General features: G+C 69.1%; 13 protein-coding genes and 1 pseudogene. 6 read left to right on the top strand and 8 right to left on the bottom strand.

Annotated features, from left to right (window positions below):
* Nucleotides 1-342 precede the first annotated feature (342 nt).
* Entirely contained in the window at nt 343-837 is a 495-nt protein-coding gene (locus tag ACZ4QV_RS40845; protein WP_467764393.1) for a hypothetical protein, read from the top strand.
* A 1,125-nt stretch (nt 838-1,962) separates the two neighbouring features.
* Here the strand turns inward: ACZ4QV_RS40845 and ACZ4QV_RS40840 are convergent.
* Both ACZ4QV_RS40840 and ACZ4QV_RS40835 read right to left on the bottom strand, forming a co-directional pair.
* A complete protein-coding gene (locus ACZ4QV_RS40840; RefSeq protein WP_361161041.1) occupies nt 1,963-2,523 on the bottom strand; it encodes a TetR/AcrR family transcriptional regulator in 561 nt (186 codons plus the stop codon).
* 175 nt (nt 2,524-2,698) lie between these two features.
* Nucleotides 2,699-4,003, bottom strand: coding sequence for an MFS transporter (locus tag ACZ4QV_RS40835; RefSeq protein WP_467764392.1), 1,305 nt, complete (start codon nt 4,001-4,003; stop codon nt 2,699-2,701).
* Between the two features lie 737 nt (nt 4,004-4,740).
* Between ACZ4QV_RS40835 and ACZ4QV_RS40830 the strand changes: the two genes are divergently transcribed.
* The 3 genes and pseudogenes from ACZ4QV_RS40830 to ACZ4QV_RS40820 form a co-directional block, all read left to right on the top strand.
* Complete coding sequence (locus ACZ4QV_RS40830; RefSeq protein WP_467764391.1) at nt 4,741-4,995, top strand: hypothetical protein; 255 nt, start codon at nt 4,741-4,743, stop codon at nt 4,993-4,995.
* A 242-nt stretch (nt 4,996-5,237) separates the two neighbouring features.
* The gene (locus ACZ4QV_RS40825) at nt 5,238-5,519 is read left to right on the top strand and encodes a hypothetical protein (protein WP_467764390.1); all 282 of its coding nucleotides are present in this window, start codon (nt 5,238-5,240) and stop codon (nt 5,517-5,519) included.
* 287 nt (nt 5,520-5,806) lie between these two features.
* A pseudogene (locus ACZ4QV_RS40820) lies at nt 5,807-6,178 on the top strand (DUF6415 family natural product biosynthesis protein); the annotation flags it as partial.
* A gap of 544 nt (nt 6,179-6,722) precedes the next feature.
* On the opposite strand, the gene ACZ4QV_RS40815 reads toward ACZ4QV_RS40820, so the two are convergent.
* Together ACZ4QV_RS40815 and ACZ4QV_RS40810 are read right to left on the bottom strand one after the other, a co-directional pair.
* Nucleotides 6,723-7,001: a hypothetical protein gene (locus ACZ4QV_RS40815; protein WP_361615136.1), complete on the bottom strand. Its 279-nt coding sequence runs from the start codon at nt 6,999-7,001 to the stop codon at nt 6,723-6,725.
* A 26-nt stretch (nt 7,002-7,027) separates the two neighbouring features.
* Nucleotides 7,028-7,867 (bottom strand): phytanoyl-CoA dioxygenase family protein, encoded by an 840-nt coding sequence (locus ACZ4QV_RS40810; protein WP_467764389.1) that lies wholly within the window; start codon nt 7,865-7,867, stop codon nt 7,028-7,030.
* A gap of 310 nt (nt 7,868-8,177) precedes the next feature.
* Between ACZ4QV_RS40810 and ACZ4QV_RS40805 the strand changes: the two genes are divergently transcribed.
* Nucleotides 8,178-8,558, top strand: a complete 381-nt coding sequence (locus ACZ4QV_RS40805) for a nuclear transport factor 2 family protein (RefSeq protein WP_361615140.1) — start codon at nt 8,178-8,180, stop codon at nt 8,556-8,558.
* A 643-nt stretch (nt 8,559-9,201) separates the two neighbouring features.
* Here the strand turns inward: ACZ4QV_RS40805 and ACZ4QV_RS40800 are convergent.
* The 3 genes from ACZ4QV_RS40800 to ACZ4QV_RS40790 all read right to left on the bottom strand — a co-directional run bounded on the left by ACZ4QV_RS40800 (nt 9,202) and on the right by ACZ4QV_RS40790 (nt 13,287).
* Complete coding sequence (locus ACZ4QV_RS40800) at nt 9,202-11,031, bottom strand: non-ribosomal peptide synthetase (RefSeq protein ID WP_467764388.1); 1,830 nt, start codon at nt 11,029-11,031, stop codon at nt 9,202-9,204.
* Nucleotides 11,032-11,105: 74 nt separating this feature from the next.
* On the bottom strand, nt 11,106-12,467 hold the full coding sequence (locus tag ACZ4QV_RS40795) for an MATE family efflux transporter (RefSeq protein WP_361615143.1): 1,362 nt from the start codon (nt 12,465-12,467) through the stop codon (nt 11,106-11,108).
* Nucleotides 12,460-13,287, bottom strand: a complete 828-nt coding sequence (locus ACZ4QV_RS40790; RefSeq protein ID WP_361615145.1) for a thioesterase II family protein — start codon at nt 13,285-13,287, stop codon at nt 12,460-12,462. The genes ACZ4QV_RS40795 and ACZ4QV_RS40790 overlap by 8 nt, the downstream gene beginning before the upstream one ends.
* 83 nt (nt 13,288-13,370) lie before the next feature.
* On the opposite strand from ACZ4QV_RS40790, the gene fabD reads away from it, so the two are divergent.
* The gene (fabD, locus tag ACZ4QV_RS40785; RefSeq protein WP_361615146.1) at nt 13,371-14,324 is read left to right on the top strand and encodes an ACP S-malonyltransferase; all 954 of its coding nucleotides are present in this window, start codon (nt 13,371-13,373) and stop codon (nt 14,322-14,324) included.
* A gap of 58 nt (nt 14,325-14,382) precedes the next feature.
* Here fabD and ACZ4QV_RS40780 read toward each other — a convergent pair whose 3' ends face one another.
* The gene (locus ACZ4QV_RS40780) at nt 14,383-15,423 is read right to left on the bottom strand and encodes a MupA/Atu3671 family FMN-dependent luciferase-like monooxygenase (RefSeq protein WP_361615148.1); all 1,041 of its coding nucleotides are present in this window, start codon (nt 15,421-15,423) and stop codon (nt 14,383-14,385) included.
* Nucleotides 15,424-15,439: the final 16 nt, after the last annotated feature.

Below are 15,439 nucleotides of genomic sequence, written 5' to 3'. Positions count from 1 at the left end.
GCCGGACAAACTCCCACTCGGCATCCGACAGCTCATGTCGACGTATCACCCGACCATGATCCAACACGCAAGATCATTTGAAGACACCGCCTAGCCCGGGTCGTCGACGTGATGGTGGTGGAGTGTCGGGGAGCGACCTTTTCTCCGGCTGGTGGAGGGCGGGCTCGCTGACGGGGACCCCGATGCCGGCGATGCCGGACGGGCACGGGACGTGTGGGTGTTCCAGGCCGGCTGTGTCCGGGCGTTCGCCGTGACGTGGGTGGTGCGGGGGTGCGCTCCGACGACGATCGGTGCCTACACCTCCTTGCTTCCTCGGGTGCTGTCCCACTTCGACCGCCTGGTGTGGCAGATCGGGCCCGCCCATGTGGACGCGATCGGCTGCGCCACGTCCGGGACGATCCCGCGCAACGGCTGCCGCCCAGCGCCGAACGCCTCACGGCCTTCTTCGCCTATGCCCGCGCCCGCCTGGCCACCGTGTCCGACTACCCGGCCGCGGCCCGGGACTACGCGCTGTGGCGCGCCCTGTACCACTCTGCGCCGCGGCTGAGTGAAGCCCTCCGCCTGGAACTGTGCGCCGTCCACCCCGAACTCGGCCCGTCCGGCAAGCTCCACGTACGGTTCGGCAAGGCGGCCAACGCTTCGCGACCACGCCCGAGATGGGTCCCGATGCTGGACGGCCTGGACCGGATCCTTGCCTGGTACCAGAGCGACATGCGCGGGCGGGTGGGTGAGGGGTGGGGGAGCCGGGTGCGTGGGGTGAGGTCACGGCAGGACTGGGCGTGTCCAGGCCGGTGCTGGTGGCGCGGTTGCTGGAGCTCGATGCTGCTGGGGCGTTGACCACGGCGCATGTGCATGCGGGTGCCCAGGTTAGCGGGGTGAATGTGCGCACGGTGTGGCGGTGGCTGGAGGCGGCGAGGACTGAGGGCCGTGTGGAACGCAGGCGCCGGGCCCCGCTGGAGTTGCCCGTCGCCAGGGAGGCGAACAGGCCCGGATAGCCGCTCCACGTCGGCACCACGCGGTTGCCGATCAGCAGGCTCACCCCGCGCGGCACGACGGTAAACGTCTTGTCCACAGACAGCGTCCGGTCGCCATACGGCTTGTCCCAGCGCCGGCGCGCGGGCAGCCGGGTCTGCTCTCGGAGGGCGACGGCCACCGCCTCCAGCCCCCGGTCCTGCGCGTGCACGGCGCCAGCGTGGAAGGCCATGAGGAAGTTGTGGCCGCTGGTGTGCATAGCCACCTGAGCGAACTCGTGCGAACGGGCGTTGATCCGGGCCAGGAACTCGGCGCACACCACCGCCCGGTCCCTCGGGCCCACGTCCCGCCAGCCGGACAGCGCCGCGCGCGCGGCGCGGAACAGGGCGGCCGGGTCGGCGTGCGGGTAGGTGATGCCCAGCTCGAAGCCGTACGGGGACCGCTCGCCCCTCGGCAGGTGCCGGGCCGACCGTGCCGTCCCGGCCCGGCGTCTCCAGCGGGAAGGGCGCATCGAGCAGGTCGCGGAAGACCCGTTCACCCAGAGCCGCGGCGTCCTCGCCGTAGGCGTCGGGGTCCTCGGCGTACGAGGTCCAGTGCCCGCGGCTGCGGATCGCCCGCAGCGCGCGGTCCAGCGTGTACCGGTGCCGCCGCGTCAGGTCCTGAAGGACGGCGCGGTCACCGTTGTAGGGCGTGGAGGAGGGGCTCGGAGCGTGCATCGACGATCTCCTCAGTGTTCCGTGCGGGACGTGCGTGGGCTGAGGGAAGGAGTGGGGGAGCCGGCCGCGTATGGGGGCGGGAGGCGGCCGGGGCGGGGGAACGGTGGCGCGCCCCGGGGACGGTCTCGGATTCTGAAGCGATGTCGCATTCGGGGGTGCGGAGAGCGGAGTGGGCGGGCGCCGACAGCGGTGTCGGTGTCCGATGTGCGGTGGGTCGGTGGGGACTCCGGCGCCCGGCCCGATGGAGGATCGCCGGGCCGGGCGCCGGGTGCCGTCAGAGCAGAATCATCCGGAGCGCCGCCTCATACTCCTCGGCGGTCGGCGGATCGTCCGTCAGCAGCGCGTGCATCAGCAGGCCGTCGAAGGTTGCGGCCAGCACCCGCAGCCGTACGGGGTCGGTCGTGTACCGGCGGCCGAACTCCGTGATCGAGTCCAGCCAGTTCCGGGTGCTGACGCGCAGCTCCGGGCGGCGCGCGGCCAGCAGGAACAGTTCGTACTCGGCCAGCAGCCGGTGTGGCACCGCCACAGCGTCGGCCATGATGCGCGCCAGGTCGCGCAGACCTTCGGGGCCGCCGTCCGGACCGGCTGCCCGCAGGCGTGCCGCGTCCTGCTCCATACACGCGGTCAGCGCGACGGCCAGCAGATCGTCGATGCTCTTGAAGTGGTATGCGGCCGCGGTCGGCGGCTGCCCCGCCTCCCGGGAGACGACGCGGTGACTGACCCCCGCGATCCCCTCGCGGCCGACGACCTGCAAGGTGGCCTCGATCAGCTCCCGCTTGCGCTGGTCGCCTTTGAGGCGGCGGCCGTCGGCGGTCGGGGCGGTCGGTTCGTTCAATGTTCGTTTCCCTCCTGGGATCGTCGGCAGCCGGAGCGTTCCCGCCGTCTGCTCGAATGGACGCGCCTGCCACGCGGCCGTATCGCTGTGCGGACGGATTCCGGCGCCGAGGCGTCCCTATCGTCCGTGCGCCCGGGTGCGGTGCCGCGGCCGGGCGGAACGAGGCTTTCCCGGCTCAGGACGAGGCCTTCTGGGCGTCCAGGGCCGGCTGGGCGCCGTCCTTGTCGTCACCGGTCTCACCGGCCGCCGCGGCCTCCGCCCCGGACACCGGCGCCTCCTCGGGACGGGCCGGGAGGATGCCGTGGGCCAGCGGGCGGTACGCGACGAGCGCCAGCAGCAGCGAGGCGGCGCCCGCGACCGTGGCTACCGCGAAACCGCCCGTCGGGCCGAAGCGGTCAACCATGGAACCCGACACCGCCGCGCCGAGCGCCGTGCCCACACTCAGGCCGGTGATCGCCCACGTCATGCCCTCCGTCAGCTGCCGGGCGGGCACGATCTTCTTGACCAGACCCATGATGATGATCATGGTGGGGGCGAAGAAGATTCCGGAGAAGAACACCGCGGCGGAGAGCGTCGTCACATTGCCCACCAGCAGCAGCGGCAGCATGGTCACCGCCGTACCGGCCGCGCCGAACGTCAGCAGCCGCGGCAGCGGCGTCTTCAGCTTCCGCGCGCCGAAGACCAGCCCGGCCAGAGCGGACCCCACCGCGTAGACGGACAGCACGATGCCGGCGCTGGCCGGCGCGCCCTGTTCCTCGGCGAACGCCACGCTGACCACGTCGACGGTGCCCACGATGGTGCCACCGGCGGCCAGGATGAGCGCGAGCAGTTGCAGCGCCCCGATGCGGATGGCCGAGCCGGCCGAGGGCCCGCCGTCCTCGCCCACGTGGACGGCCGGCTCGGTGCGCTTCTGCGGTATGAAAAGCAGGACGCCGATTGCCAGCAGCGCGGACGCGATCATGGGTCCGGCTTCGGCGAACAGGGACGTGGACAGCGCCACGGACAGTGCGGGGCCGACCACGAAGGTCATCTCGTCCACCACTGACTCCAGGGAGAAGGCGGTGTGCAGCTTGGGGGAGTCGCGGTAGACGTGCGTCCACCGGGCCCGGACCATGGCGGCCATGTTCGGCAGGGTGCCCGCCAGGATCGCAAACACGAACAACGTCCAGGCCGGCGCCCTGTAATGGGCGCACAGCAGCAGCCCGGCCATCGAGATGACACTCAGACCGGCGGCGGGCAGCAGGACCTTGCTCTGCCCCTTGCGGTCCACGATGCGGGAGACCTGCGGTCCGCACAGCGCCATCGACAGGGTGAAGGCGGCGGAGACAGCCCCGGCGAGCCCGTACTCGCCGTTCATCTGGGAGAGCATCGTGATGATGCCGATGCCGGTCATGGAGACGGGCATCCTGCCCACGAAACCGGCCGCCGAGAAGGCCACGGAACCGGGCGCTTTGAACAGCGCGCCGTAGGGATTGGCCACGAGCGGAACCTCCGGAACCGCACTCGAAGGGAAAGAACGGGAGGGAACGGCCCGTCCTGAAAATTGAACACGCGCTTCAAATGAAACGATCGTTAGATTTTTAACGTAGAACATGGACCGGGGGGCGTGTCAATGCACTCCGGCGCAGGGGGAGATGACAACTTCACAACTGCGTTGTGACGCCTCGTGAACGCGTCTGGCGCCTCATGACACGATGCGGAGCCAGATCTGCGGCGCTCCGGGACGGCGCGCGGGTCCGTACTGCCAAGTGGCACGCCCTGCGGGCCCTGAGCCCATGGGCCAGGTGAGCTCGTAGACGCCGGATGCCCGTTGGACGCGCTTGTGCGGAGGCCGGCGCAGGAGGGGGCTTCGGCTGGCAGGCCGGAGTCGAATGGGCTCTGCTCTACATCGAGAACATCGCCGGCGGTCTGACCGAGAGCAGGGCATAGCGGCGGGCGGCGGTGTCGCCATGGCCGGGCACCGCCGTGCCCGGAGCCGCGGCTGCGCGGAAACCCCTGGTCACCCGATGACCCCCGATGGCAGGCTCTCTCCGCCCGAAGGGAGATCCACGATGACCGACCAGCCGGAAGCGGAATCGGACCGCGTCGACTGCACCGACTGCTTCGCCCTGCCAGCCTCTGACAACACCCGCATCGCGTACCTGAAGGCCGGCGGCAGAATCAGCGAGACCTGGCACGCCCGACTGCCCAGCCCTGTCGATCACGGAAATCAATCTGGTGGAGGGCAGCAAACGGATCCAGGAGCAAGAGGAGTGGGCCCGCGGTGTCTTCCCCGCCGCGCACGACCGACTCAAGAAGGCAGCCGCCGAACTGCCCGTCGACATCGCCGCACACCCCTTCGCCGACGCCCTCACCGAACTGGTCCAGGCGCAGCCCGACACCACCGGCTACGTCCCCCTCCACCGCTGGGCGCAGATCCTGGAGCGCCACTTCCCACCGGAACTCCCCGACCCCGACCGCATCACCGGATGACACCCGAAGCAGCACGGTGAGACAGCGGAGCCGCCCAGCCAGCAGATGCCCCATGGCCGGCAGCCCGGCGGTCAGCCACGACGCTCTCGGAACCGGCGCGCAGGCACGGCAACCGGGCGGAACACGAGGACGTCCGCTGCGCGGGCCTTCGGTCCCTCCGGCATGGCGGGCCCGCCGTACTGCGCCTCCTGCCCGGGGGAAGGCCGCCCGTGTTGTCGGTGGGTGCTGGGAGCCTGGTCGTTATGGACTGGGACAGGGATGAGGAGCTGCTGCGCGGCCGGGTCTGCGGCACGGACTTCGACGCCCCGCACCCGGGCCCGCGGCCGGGCCGTATGTACGCCGAACTGGTGGGCGGCCCGCTGGACGGGCTGCTGCTCGACATCACCGGCTGGACGCCGGACGAGATCGCCACGGGCTCCGCGCTGATCACGGAGATCGGACGGTTCGGCGCCGGCGGCCGGGCGCTGTACGAGCCCCGGCCGGGAGATGCGGGCCGGTGGGACTGGGGCGGCGACATCCCCTGAACACCGGGTTGGCGTCCGGCACGTACGCATCAGCTGCCGCCATCACCCCGCCCGGTGCGCCGTGGTGCCGGGCCGTGGGCGTGCAGTACATGGCCTCCTGGCGGTGCGGTGCGGACGGTGCGCTTTCAGCGTCCTCCCCTGTCGGCTCCTGGTCCAGGCGCCCTTTGAAAGCCTTCCCCGGCGCTGATTGCCCGCGCCGACCGCGGCTACGCCCGCTTCCTCGCCGTCCAGGCCCCGGACGCCGACACCGGCGACCACGACCAGGACGACGGCGCGGCGGGCGCCCGGTGAGCGATACCCACACCGTGCCCTACGACCCCCAGGGTCTGATCGAGGCCGCCCTCCCCCTGGACCGGACCCCGTACGAAGCGCTCGTCACCGCCGTCCTCGCGTGGAAGAACCCGAACCTCACGTCTCGCGACTACGAGCAGATCGCGCTCCGACTGACCGGGCACGCCCGCACAGCCGCCGCTGACGTTGAGCGCCACGCCGCCCTGCCGAAGAACGACGGCCGCGGCGCCCTTGCCGAAGTCGTCCTCCGAGAAGCCGCCAGGCGCCTGTCCGCACCGATACAGGGCACCGCTCAGTGCGTCCAGAACCGCGCCCGCCTCGTGCGGGCCCTCTACTCCCGGCTGGATCGCCTCACCGAACCCTGCCCGGCCACCACGCAGGTCGGCAGAGGGAGCGGCCCAAGATCCCAGGGGCTACACGCACTCCAATGCGATGCCGCTGCATCCAGGACCCGGTATCGCACTGGAGTGCGTGCAGACCCTGGGGTGCGATGCTGCTGGCCCCAAGGACGGCTGTGGGACAGTCTCCAGGACATGCACACGTCTTATCTAGAGGCTGGCCCGCTGGGGCGACGATAGGCCGAGCAACGAGGATCGGCTCCCGAGGCGTGCCTCTCGAGCATCCAAAGTATGATCGCCCATTCCACCGGACTCCCCGTCGCCCGGTAGGGGGACACGTCGGCCTCGGCCTCGCCTTCGATGTGTACGGCGTCGGCGAGCGAGGCGCGGTGGGCCTTTTCGCCCTCACCAGTCAGGCGGGAGCGTTCGGCGTCCGCCTCGGCCTGCTTGACCAGGTCGACCCGGCGGGCTTGCGGACTTGGGTGTCGAGTACACGATATCGCTCATGGCGCCTGCGTGGCTGATTCGTGTGATGGTCACGGGGAATTGCGGATTGCGTTCTACCGTGAACCCCTCAGGAATGGAGCGGTACATGGCTGGTCCGAAGCACGAGCGGCCCGCCGAGCGCGCGGATGCGCCCGGCCCGCACCAGGGTTCGTCGATGAGGCGCTGAGGTGGGGTCGGCACGCTCGGCCAGCTCAGATGGCGGCTGAAGGCCGCAGCCACCTGAGTGATCGGCAGCTCGGTGCGGCAGGTACTCGTCCTGGGCCTGCCCGGGCCACAGGCACTCGGCGCTGCCGATTTCATGGCTCGCAGCAACTGGCCACCGCCCGACCGAGATGATCATGGTCACGCTCTCGCGGTGAGCCGCCCGAGCCATCAGCTGGCAATGTCCTGCTCGTCGGTCTCGATCCCCAGCCTGCCGTCATGCCGGGGTGTGATAGGAGCCGAGTCCCGGGTGACCAGGAACTCCGGACGTGTCGGGCTGGGCGGGGCGTTGTCGACCGAGTTGTACGTGATGAGGAGCAGAGCGCGACGGTCCGCGGAGATATTGTTCGAAGACGAGTGGACGATGCTCGGGTGGAAGGCATGGATCGAACCTGCGCGGCCCGTCATGCGTTCCTTGCCGCTCTTCCGGGCCAGCGCCTCGGCCGTGTCCGCGGATACCGTGTACGCGAGGTCCTCGGACACGTGTCGACGCCAGTCGTCCTTGCCACCCCCCGACTCGGGGAGGTCGAGGAGGCCGAGACGGTGAGAGCCCGGGATGACGGACAAGGGGCCGTTCTCTTCGTGGATGTCGTCCAGCGACACGGCGATGTTGACTGCGTCTGGGCACGGCATACCGTCCTCCTCGCTCCAGAACGCGTAGTCCTGGTGCCAGGGCCAGGCCGCTCCCTCATGGGCCTGCTTGAGGTTGACCTTGAACTGGTAGACGTAGACGGACTTGCCGATCAGTGCCTCGGCCAGGGCGACGAGCCGCGGGTGCCTCACCAGCGCGGCGCATACATCGTCGAAGGAGTGACAGCCGTGGATGGCCCGCACCACGTCGGTGCCCTCCTCGTAGACGACCTCCGGCCGGCGCTCCCGGCAAATAGAATCGACGTGCCCACGTATGAGTTCGACCGCCGCCTTGTCGAATCGGAACGGAACGGGGCACCAGCCGTCCTCGTCGTAAGTGGCCCGCAGCCGGGCTGAGAGGGCGTTGAATGTCGCGGTCATGAGGCGATCTCCTTATGCGGAAGGGGTTCCGGCTCGGCGGACACCGGGGAGTATGAACTCTGGGTTCCACTGCGGCTCGAATATCTGAGTGCGTCTTTAAAGGGGTGTGTAGTCGCGCGTCGGAGGCGGCTCATTTTTTCGTTGTGGAGGCATGTCCGATTTACCTGACCGCACCAAGTCGATATGATTGCGCCACCTCGCACTCGCGACTGTGACCTCGCGCGTGCCGAAACGCGTGCACGGCTCATGGAGGTGAGGGGGACGGGCATAGTGCCATGCTGGAACCAGTGAGAAAGGATTGTGAGGCGTGATGGGTGATTATGCAGTGTTATCTCCGGCCCGCTGCGGCGCACTGGCGCGTCGTTATTACGAACTCGTGGATGCCGGGAATGTGGAGGGCATACTGGCGCTCTTTTCTGACGATGCCGTTTACCGGCGGCCAGGTTACCCGGACTTCCGGGGGCGTGCGGCGATGCGTACCTTCTATCTGAATGAGCGCATCATCTCGCATGGTCACCATGAACTGTTCGCCGTCATAGCGGATGGCGAACATGTTTCCGTGCGAGGCGAGTTCCGCGGGCAACTGAAAGACGGGCGCAGCGTCACCGTAGGTTTCGCGGACTTCTTCACGGTGGGAGCGAGCGGGCTTTTCACGCGCCGCGACACGTATTTCTCCTCCCCGGCAGTTTAATGCTCCAGTGGAATCACCGCTACCGTTGACCAGAGGAGCCATTTCGAGTCTGGCAGGCGGACGGGTCCGCGGTGGCGGGTTTGGGTGGTTCCTTCCGGTGCGGATGCGTCGGCGGTGGTGGCAGGCGCGGGCGAAGGCTTGGTGGCGCCCGCGCCAGCGCGACCAGGGCGGTACTCCGCGGGCGCGGACCACGACCAGGGGCCGGCAGCTGCCGGCAGACGCCGAGCCTCCGCAACGGTGAGCAGGGCCAGCTCGGCTGTGTCTTGTCTTGCGCCCCTTCCCGGCCGTCACGGTCATGGCGGCCGGGGAGGCGTGGGTGGGTATGGCCGAGGCGATGTGCCGGTACCAGCCTGGCCGGCAGTGGACCTCGTACCGGTCGCGCGTGGAGCTGCGACGGGCCGGCGCCTAGCGGCGGTGGGTGGGCGGTTCGGGCTCGAAGGCGACGTTGGCGGGCAGCCGGGCGGCGGCCCAGCCGTGGACACGCGGTCCCTCGGCGTCGTCGTCGGCCTCCTCCGCCGGGAAAGGGGGTCGAAATGTTCGGACGAGACGGTGGCGGTGGTGTCGGGGCCTTTCCCGTCGTACAGCATCCGGTGCTGATCGATGAAGTCGCCGGCCGACGGGCGGTACCCGACGTTTTTGGCGGTCACGGCGCACTTCCCGCGTGGTCCGACCTCGCGGCCCGGGTGGCGTCGATGTGCGCGGCGAGGTCCTTGAGCACCGGCCGGCGGAGGATGTCGCGGAACCCGATCGGAACACCCAGGTCCCGCTCGACTCGCTGCCGTGTCCGGTAGACGAGCAGTGAGTTTCCTCCTGCGCTGAAGAAGTCGTCGGTCGTGCGGACGGTAGTGGAACCGAACAGCTCCTGCCACAGACCGATGAGATAGCGTTCGGTCGCGGTGGCGGGCGGCTGTCCCTCGGTGGGCCGGCGCGAGTCTGCCGCGAGCAGCTCCCGCAGTGCGGGCAGGTCGCGTTTTCCGTTTTCGTTGAGGGGGAGCGCCGGAACCGTCAGAAACGTACTGGGCACCATGTACGCGGGCAGGAACTCCTCCGCGAAGCTTCTGAGTTCACCTTCGGTCAGCGTCTCGTGTGCTGTCACGAAAGCCACCAGCCGTAGGTCCAGCCCCCGTCCAGCGGCGATGACCACGCTTTCCTTGACCTTCGGATGCCGGTCCAGGGCGCGTTCCACGTCCGCCGGTTCCACACGGTAGCCGCGGATCTTGACCTGGTCGTCCTTCCGGCTGACGAATTCCAGCAGCCCGTCCGGACGTTGGCGGACCAAGTCGCCCGACGCGTACATCCGGCTCCCGTCCCGTGCGAAAGGGTCCGGGTGATAGTGCTTCGCGGTGAGCTCCGGCTGACCGAGATACCCCCGTGAGACTCCCGGTCCGCCGATGAAGAGCTCCCCGACTTCCCAGCGCGGAACGGGACGGTGTTGGTCGTCAAGGATATGGAGAGCGAAACCGTCGAGAGCGGCGCCGAGGGGAACGGCGGTGTCTTCCGGCCGGGTGTCCCGTACGTGGTAGATGGCACATCCGGTGGTGGTTTCACTGGGGCCGTAGATGTTCCACAGCGATCCGCGGAATCCGGAGTCGAGTACGTTCCGGCACGCCGCAGGTTGCATCTCGCCGCCTCCGGCCACGAGGACCCGCAAGGAGGAGAAGATCCGGGGGTCTTCGTGCCCCAGGTGGTTGAACGCCATCGTCGGCAGGAGCAATGCGCTGATGCCGCGTTCGTCGAACTCCCGACGGACGTCCAATTCCAGGAGGTCGGGCAGGCCGGGCATGACGACAATTTCCGCGCCGGTGGCCAGACTTCGCCACGTCTCGAAGTGGAAGGCGTCGAAGGAGACGTTGTTGACCTGGGCGGTACGGTCGGTGGGACGCAGTTCGGGCACCGCTCGGTTGATGGCGAAAGCCATCACATTGCGGTGTTCGAGCGTGAAACCCTTGGGTTCTCCGGTGGAGCCCGATGTGAACAGTACACAGGCAGCGTCTTCGGGCCGGGGGCCCACCATGGGCTCCTCCGTCAAGGGGTCCGGCGCCCCCTGGTCCTCGATGATCTCGGTACCGAGGTGAGCGAGCCGTTCCCCCCAGCCCGGCTCGGTGAGCACGGCCTTGGCTTGGCTGCGTTCGATCATCAAGTCGCGACGTCTGTCCGGGTAACGGAGGTCGATCGCCACGTAAGCAGCGCCTGCCTTGAGGATTCCCAGCAAGGAGACGAACAGCTTCGTGGAACGCAGGCGGTAGAGCGCCACGCGGTCCTCACGGCCGATCCCGCGCGTCCGTAGCCGACGGGCCACGGCCGCTGCCCGCTGGTTCAGCTCCCGATAGGTGAGCGTCCCTTCCGCGTCGCTGACGGCCGGCCGCTTGGGGTGGCGAGCCGCCGTGCTCTCGAACAGGGCGACCAGCGTCTGCGGCGCTCTCTCCGCGCCGGAAGTCCCGGAGGGAGGAAGGGTGCGTACTGCATCGGACATGTGAGGCTCCTGAACATCGTGATGGGGAATACCCGTATGGTCGCCTGCCGGTGAGCCGGCGGGCAGCGAGGTGTTCACGCACACGCCGGGGACGGCTCGACGGGCCGCAACTTCCCTGTGCGCTGGTGGAAGAAGAACACCTGGCCGAGCACGAGCATGAGGTTCGCGCAGGCCAGGCTGGCCCAGAGCGCGTGCAGACCGGCCCAGGAGGCAATGGGTACGGCGACCAGGGCGAGCCCCCCGTAGCAGACCGCGAACGTCAACAGGCTCGGTGTCGTCCGTCTGATCGCGACCAGGCCGAAGCCGAAGACCGCCTGTACGGCATCCAGTACGACCACGCTCAGCACCACGGGCAACAGCGCGAGGACGCCTGCGTGCACATCCTGGTCCTTGGAGAAGAGAGTGACCACCGGGCTTCTCAGCGCGACGAGGGCGGTGCCGAGCACGGCCACGGCGCAGAGCCCCACCCAGGCCCCGGCGACCACCGCCCCGCGCACCTCCCGGACGCGCCCGGCCGCGACGTGTACGGACACCAGCGGTACGGTCGCCTGGCCCACGGCCACGGCCGCGGTGAACATCAAGTTGACCAGTGACACGGCGATGCTGTGGACCGCGGCGCTCTCGGTACTGATCCGCGCGGCCGCGAGGGCCAGAACACCCAGGACGGCGAACTTGATGAGCACCGTCGCCGCGAGCGGGATGCCCACCTTGGCGATCCCGAGCACCTCGCGCGGGTGCGGCCGGCCCAGACGCAGCGGCCTCCCGGCCAGGATCGTGGAGCGGCGCAGCACCGAGTGCGCGATCACCGCGTTGATCAGGCTGGAGGTGAGCATCGCGAGGCCCGCGCCGGCCAGGCCGAGCGCGGGAACGAAGCCCATCCCCCCGACCAGGACCACGGAGAGAACCACCGCGGCGGCGGTGCCGCATATCCCCGCCCGCATGACCGCCTTCGCACGCCCGAGACCCACCAGCGCTGACGTCGCCGTGCTGCCCACGGAGGTCACGAGCACACTGCCCGCCAACAGCGCGGGCAGCACGCCCAGCTCCGCGAGCGTGGACTCGGGTACGCCGGTGAGGCGCCCGACCAGGGGGACCGCGGCCACCGCCAGGGCCCCGAGCAGCCCCACGACGATGCCCAGCCACGAACCGTTGCGGACGACGTGCAGCAGACGGTCCGCGTTGTCGCGCTCGGTGGTCACGAAGGGCATCACGCCGCGCATGGCGCCGGTGACGGCGGCGACGGCGGGGCTGAACACGGCAATGGTCACCGCGAAGGCGGCCAGGGCAGCGGTGGCGTGCCGTCCCAGCATCACGGTGTCGACCAGAGAGCCCGCTGACGACGCGACCATGGTCACGTAGAGAGGCAGGGCGGCGCCGGCGATCTGCCGGGCCCGGCCACCCGCCCGGCCGTCGGCCGTTGTTTCCTGCTCAGACACTGTGAACTCGTTCTCCTTCTCGGGGCGCTGACGACGACGCCGCGGCGGCGAGCGCTCTTTCTACATCGGTGACGATATGCTGGGAAAGTTTCTGTGCCTGGTCGAAGAGGTAGAAATGCCCGCCCGGCCAGGATTGTGTTTCCACCCGCGCGTGGAAATGTTTCCGCCAAGGGGTGATGTGCTCGTGCGTCACGAGCGGATCGGTGTCACGATAGTGAATCGATGCGGGAATTCCCATGGCCGGACCGGGGGTGTAGGTATAGGTGTCCACAATGGCTATGTCCCCGCGGAGTACGTCCACCAGATAGGCCGCCATGTCGGGGTCGGTCAGCATTTCCTCGGGTGTCCCTCCGAGGTCGCGCAGGAAGCCGACCAGCTCGGTGGTCGGCCAGAGATCGCGGCGCTCGGTGTGCAGGTCGTGCACCAGCTGCGGGGCCGCACTTCCGGAGAGCCCCAGCCAGGTGGGAGGCCGGGCGGAAACGGCCAGCTCGCGGGCGAGTTCGTAGGTGACCAACGCGCCCATGCTGTGCCCGAAGATCCCGTATGCCCCGCTGGCCCGGGCGAGGATTCCCGGACGCAGGAACGCGGCTGCTCCGGTCGCGCTCCGGCAGGGCGGGTCGCCTGCCGTACGCCCGCGTCCCGGCAGGTCCACCGCGTACAGCTCCCAGGTCTGCGGCAGATGTCGCGCGAATGGCGAAAAGGCGGTCGCGGAGCCTCCCGCATGATGGATGAAGAAACAGGCGAAAACCGGGCCGGGGGGCCGGATGCCTCCCACCTGTTCCCGTGGGCGCAGATTGCTGAAGATTAACTCCAGGTCCATTGTTACCTTTCCGGGTGGCCGATATAGTGAGCCAGGCCAGATGTCCGATCGGTCGTGGAGTCTTCTCTCGGAAGGACCTGATCATGAACAGGATTGCCTTTGTTTTCCCTGGGCAGGGATCCCAGACCACCGGCATGGGCCATGATGTGGTGCGAGAATTCCCGGCCATCGCGCGGACGTACTTCGACACCGCGGACGAGGTGCTGGGTTTCCCGCTCAGCCGGCTGTGTTTCGACGGCAGCGCCGAGGACCTGCGCGACACGTCGGTGACCCAGCCGGGCATCTTCGTCACCAGCCTGGCCATACAGGCGGTGCTGCACGAACGAGGGGTCCGCCCGGAAGTGGTGGCCGGGCACAGCCTCGGCGAGTACGCGGCGCTGGTCTGCTCCGGGGTCCTGGAGTGGACGGATGCTCTGCGGCTGGTCCGGGAGCGCGGCAGGCTGATGGAAGGTGTCAACCGCCGCACACCGGGGAAGATGGCCGCGGTTGTGGGACTCGCGGCCGCGCGGGTGGAGGAGCTGTGTGAGCAGGTGTCCCGTGCGGCCACGTGCACGGTGGAGGTCGCCAATTACAACACCCCGTCCCAGACCGTGGTGTCCGGTTCGCTGGCCGGTGTCGACGCCCTGTCCCACGCCGCCCTCGGTGCGGGGGCCGCACACGTGGTGCCCCTCAACGTGGGTGCCCCCTTCCACTCCTCCCTGATGCGGGACATCGAGGAGGAATTCGGCAGCCACCTTGAGGCGGTGCGGTTCGGCACCCCGAGGATTCCGGTGGTCGCGAACGTGACGGCTCGGTACGTGGAGTCCGGTGCGGAGGCCAGGGAACTGCTGAGGCGCCAGCTCACGTCTCCAGTGCGCTGGTACCAGTCGCTGGAGCTGCTGGTGAAAGACGAGGCAGCGGCCTTCATCGAAGCGGGACCGGGCCGGGTGCTCACCAACATCGGCAAGACGGCGGCGCCGGGGATCCCCGTCCTGGCGGCAGGGACCGTCCGGCAGCTCTCCAAGGCCGTGGAGCGCTTGCTGCCGGTGCCGTCCTGAGGAATGGCGCACGGCGGGAGTCCCGGCCCGGGCTCCCGTCGCGCGGCCCGCGTCGGTCTCACAGTGCGGAGCACCTGGCCTTGAGCCGGCTCAGGTACTTCAGTGATGCGAGCACGTCGTCCGTGTCGATCCCGAAATCGATGAGGCAGGCGACCTCGTCGACTCCGAGTTCGGCGAGACGTTCGACGAGCGGCAGGCAACTGTCGGGAGACCCGATCAGGCAGCGGGTGCTCGCGTACTCCCGATAGGTGTGCTCCAGCAGCTCGGACAGCGCCTCATCCATCTCTTCCGTCGTGCCTGCGGTACCGGGCACGGGGGCCGTCACGTCGAACAGCTTCATGGAAGAGCGCATGTACCGCGTCAGCGGTCCGCGCGCCGCGTTCAGTGCCTGATCCTCGTCACGGGTGACGAACGAGTGCAGCATGACGCTGATCCGCTCCTGCTCGACGCCGTGCCCCGCCTCGCCGAGTGCCTCGCCGTACACGGCGAGGTTGTCCTCCAGTTCTTCCCACGACTGGCCGAGCAGGTGGGTCAGGATCCCGTGCCCCTGCTCCCCGGCCCGGGCGAAGGTCGCCTCGGAGCCGGCCGCGGTGATCCAGACGGGCAGGCCGCCGCGCTGCGGGCGGGGGTACGTACCCACCGACCGTTCCGTGCCGTCGGGGCCCTTGCGCCGGACCGTTCCGCCGGACCATAAGGTGGCGAGGTCGGCCGCGCTGTCCCACAGCATGCTCTTCCTGTTCTCGAAGTGGCCCGGTGCCAGCACGAAATCGTCGGGGTTCCAGCCCGAGGCGAGGGCGACGCCGGCCCGGCCGCCGGAGATCCGGTCCACCATGGCCCACTCCTCCGCGACCCGGAGCGGGTCGTGCAACGGGAGCACCACGCTGCCCGCGCGGATGTCCACCCGCCGGGTCGTGGCCGCCACCGCGGCGGCGGTGACGGAGGGGTTGGGGAAAGGCGCACCGAACGGGTGGAAGTGCCGTTCGGGGGTCCACACCGCCGAGAACCCTTCGGAGTCCGCGAACTGCGCTGCTTCCAGCAGCAGTCGGTACTGCTCGGCGGGCTCGTCACCGTTGGCGAAGAAGAACAGGCTGAATTTCATTTCTCTTCCTTCTTTC

Source organism: Streptomyces sp. NPDC026394 (assembly GCF_055567735.1).
Note: the sequence above shows the minus strand (reverse complement) of the source record. Positions and strands in the feature narration are given on the sequence as shown.

Bases quoted from the DNA above. Each gene is read 5' to 3' on its own strand.
- ACZ4QV_RS40825 (WP_467764390.1), top strand. From the start codon at position 5,238: ATGGACTGGGACAGGGATGAGGAGCTGCTGCGCGGCCGGGTCTGCGGC.
- ACZ4QV_RS40810 (WP_467764389.1), bottom strand. From the start codon at position 7,867: ATGACCGCGACATTCAACGCCCTCTCAGCCCGGCTGCGGGCCACTTAC.
- ACZ4QV_RS40805 (WP_361615140.1), top strand. From the start codon at position 8,178: ATGGGTGATTATGCAGTGTTATCTCCGGCCCGCTGCGGCGCACTGGCG.
- ACZ4QV_RS40800 (WP_467764388.1), bottom strand. From the start codon at position 11,031: ATGTCCGATGCAGTACGCACCCTTCCTCCCTCCGGGACTTCCGGCGCG.
- ACZ4QV_RS40790 (WP_361615145.1), bottom strand. From the start codon at position 13,287: ATGGACCTGGAGTTAATCTTCAGCAATCTGCGCCCACGGGAACAGGTG.
- fabD (WP_361615146.1), top strand. From the start codon at position 13,371: ATGAACAGGATTGCCTTTGTTTTCCCTGGGCAGGGATCCCAGACCACC.
- ACZ4QV_RS40780 (WP_361615148.1), bottom strand. From the start codon at position 15,423: ATGAAATTCAGCCTGTTCTTCTTCGCCAACGGTGACGAGCCCGCCGAG.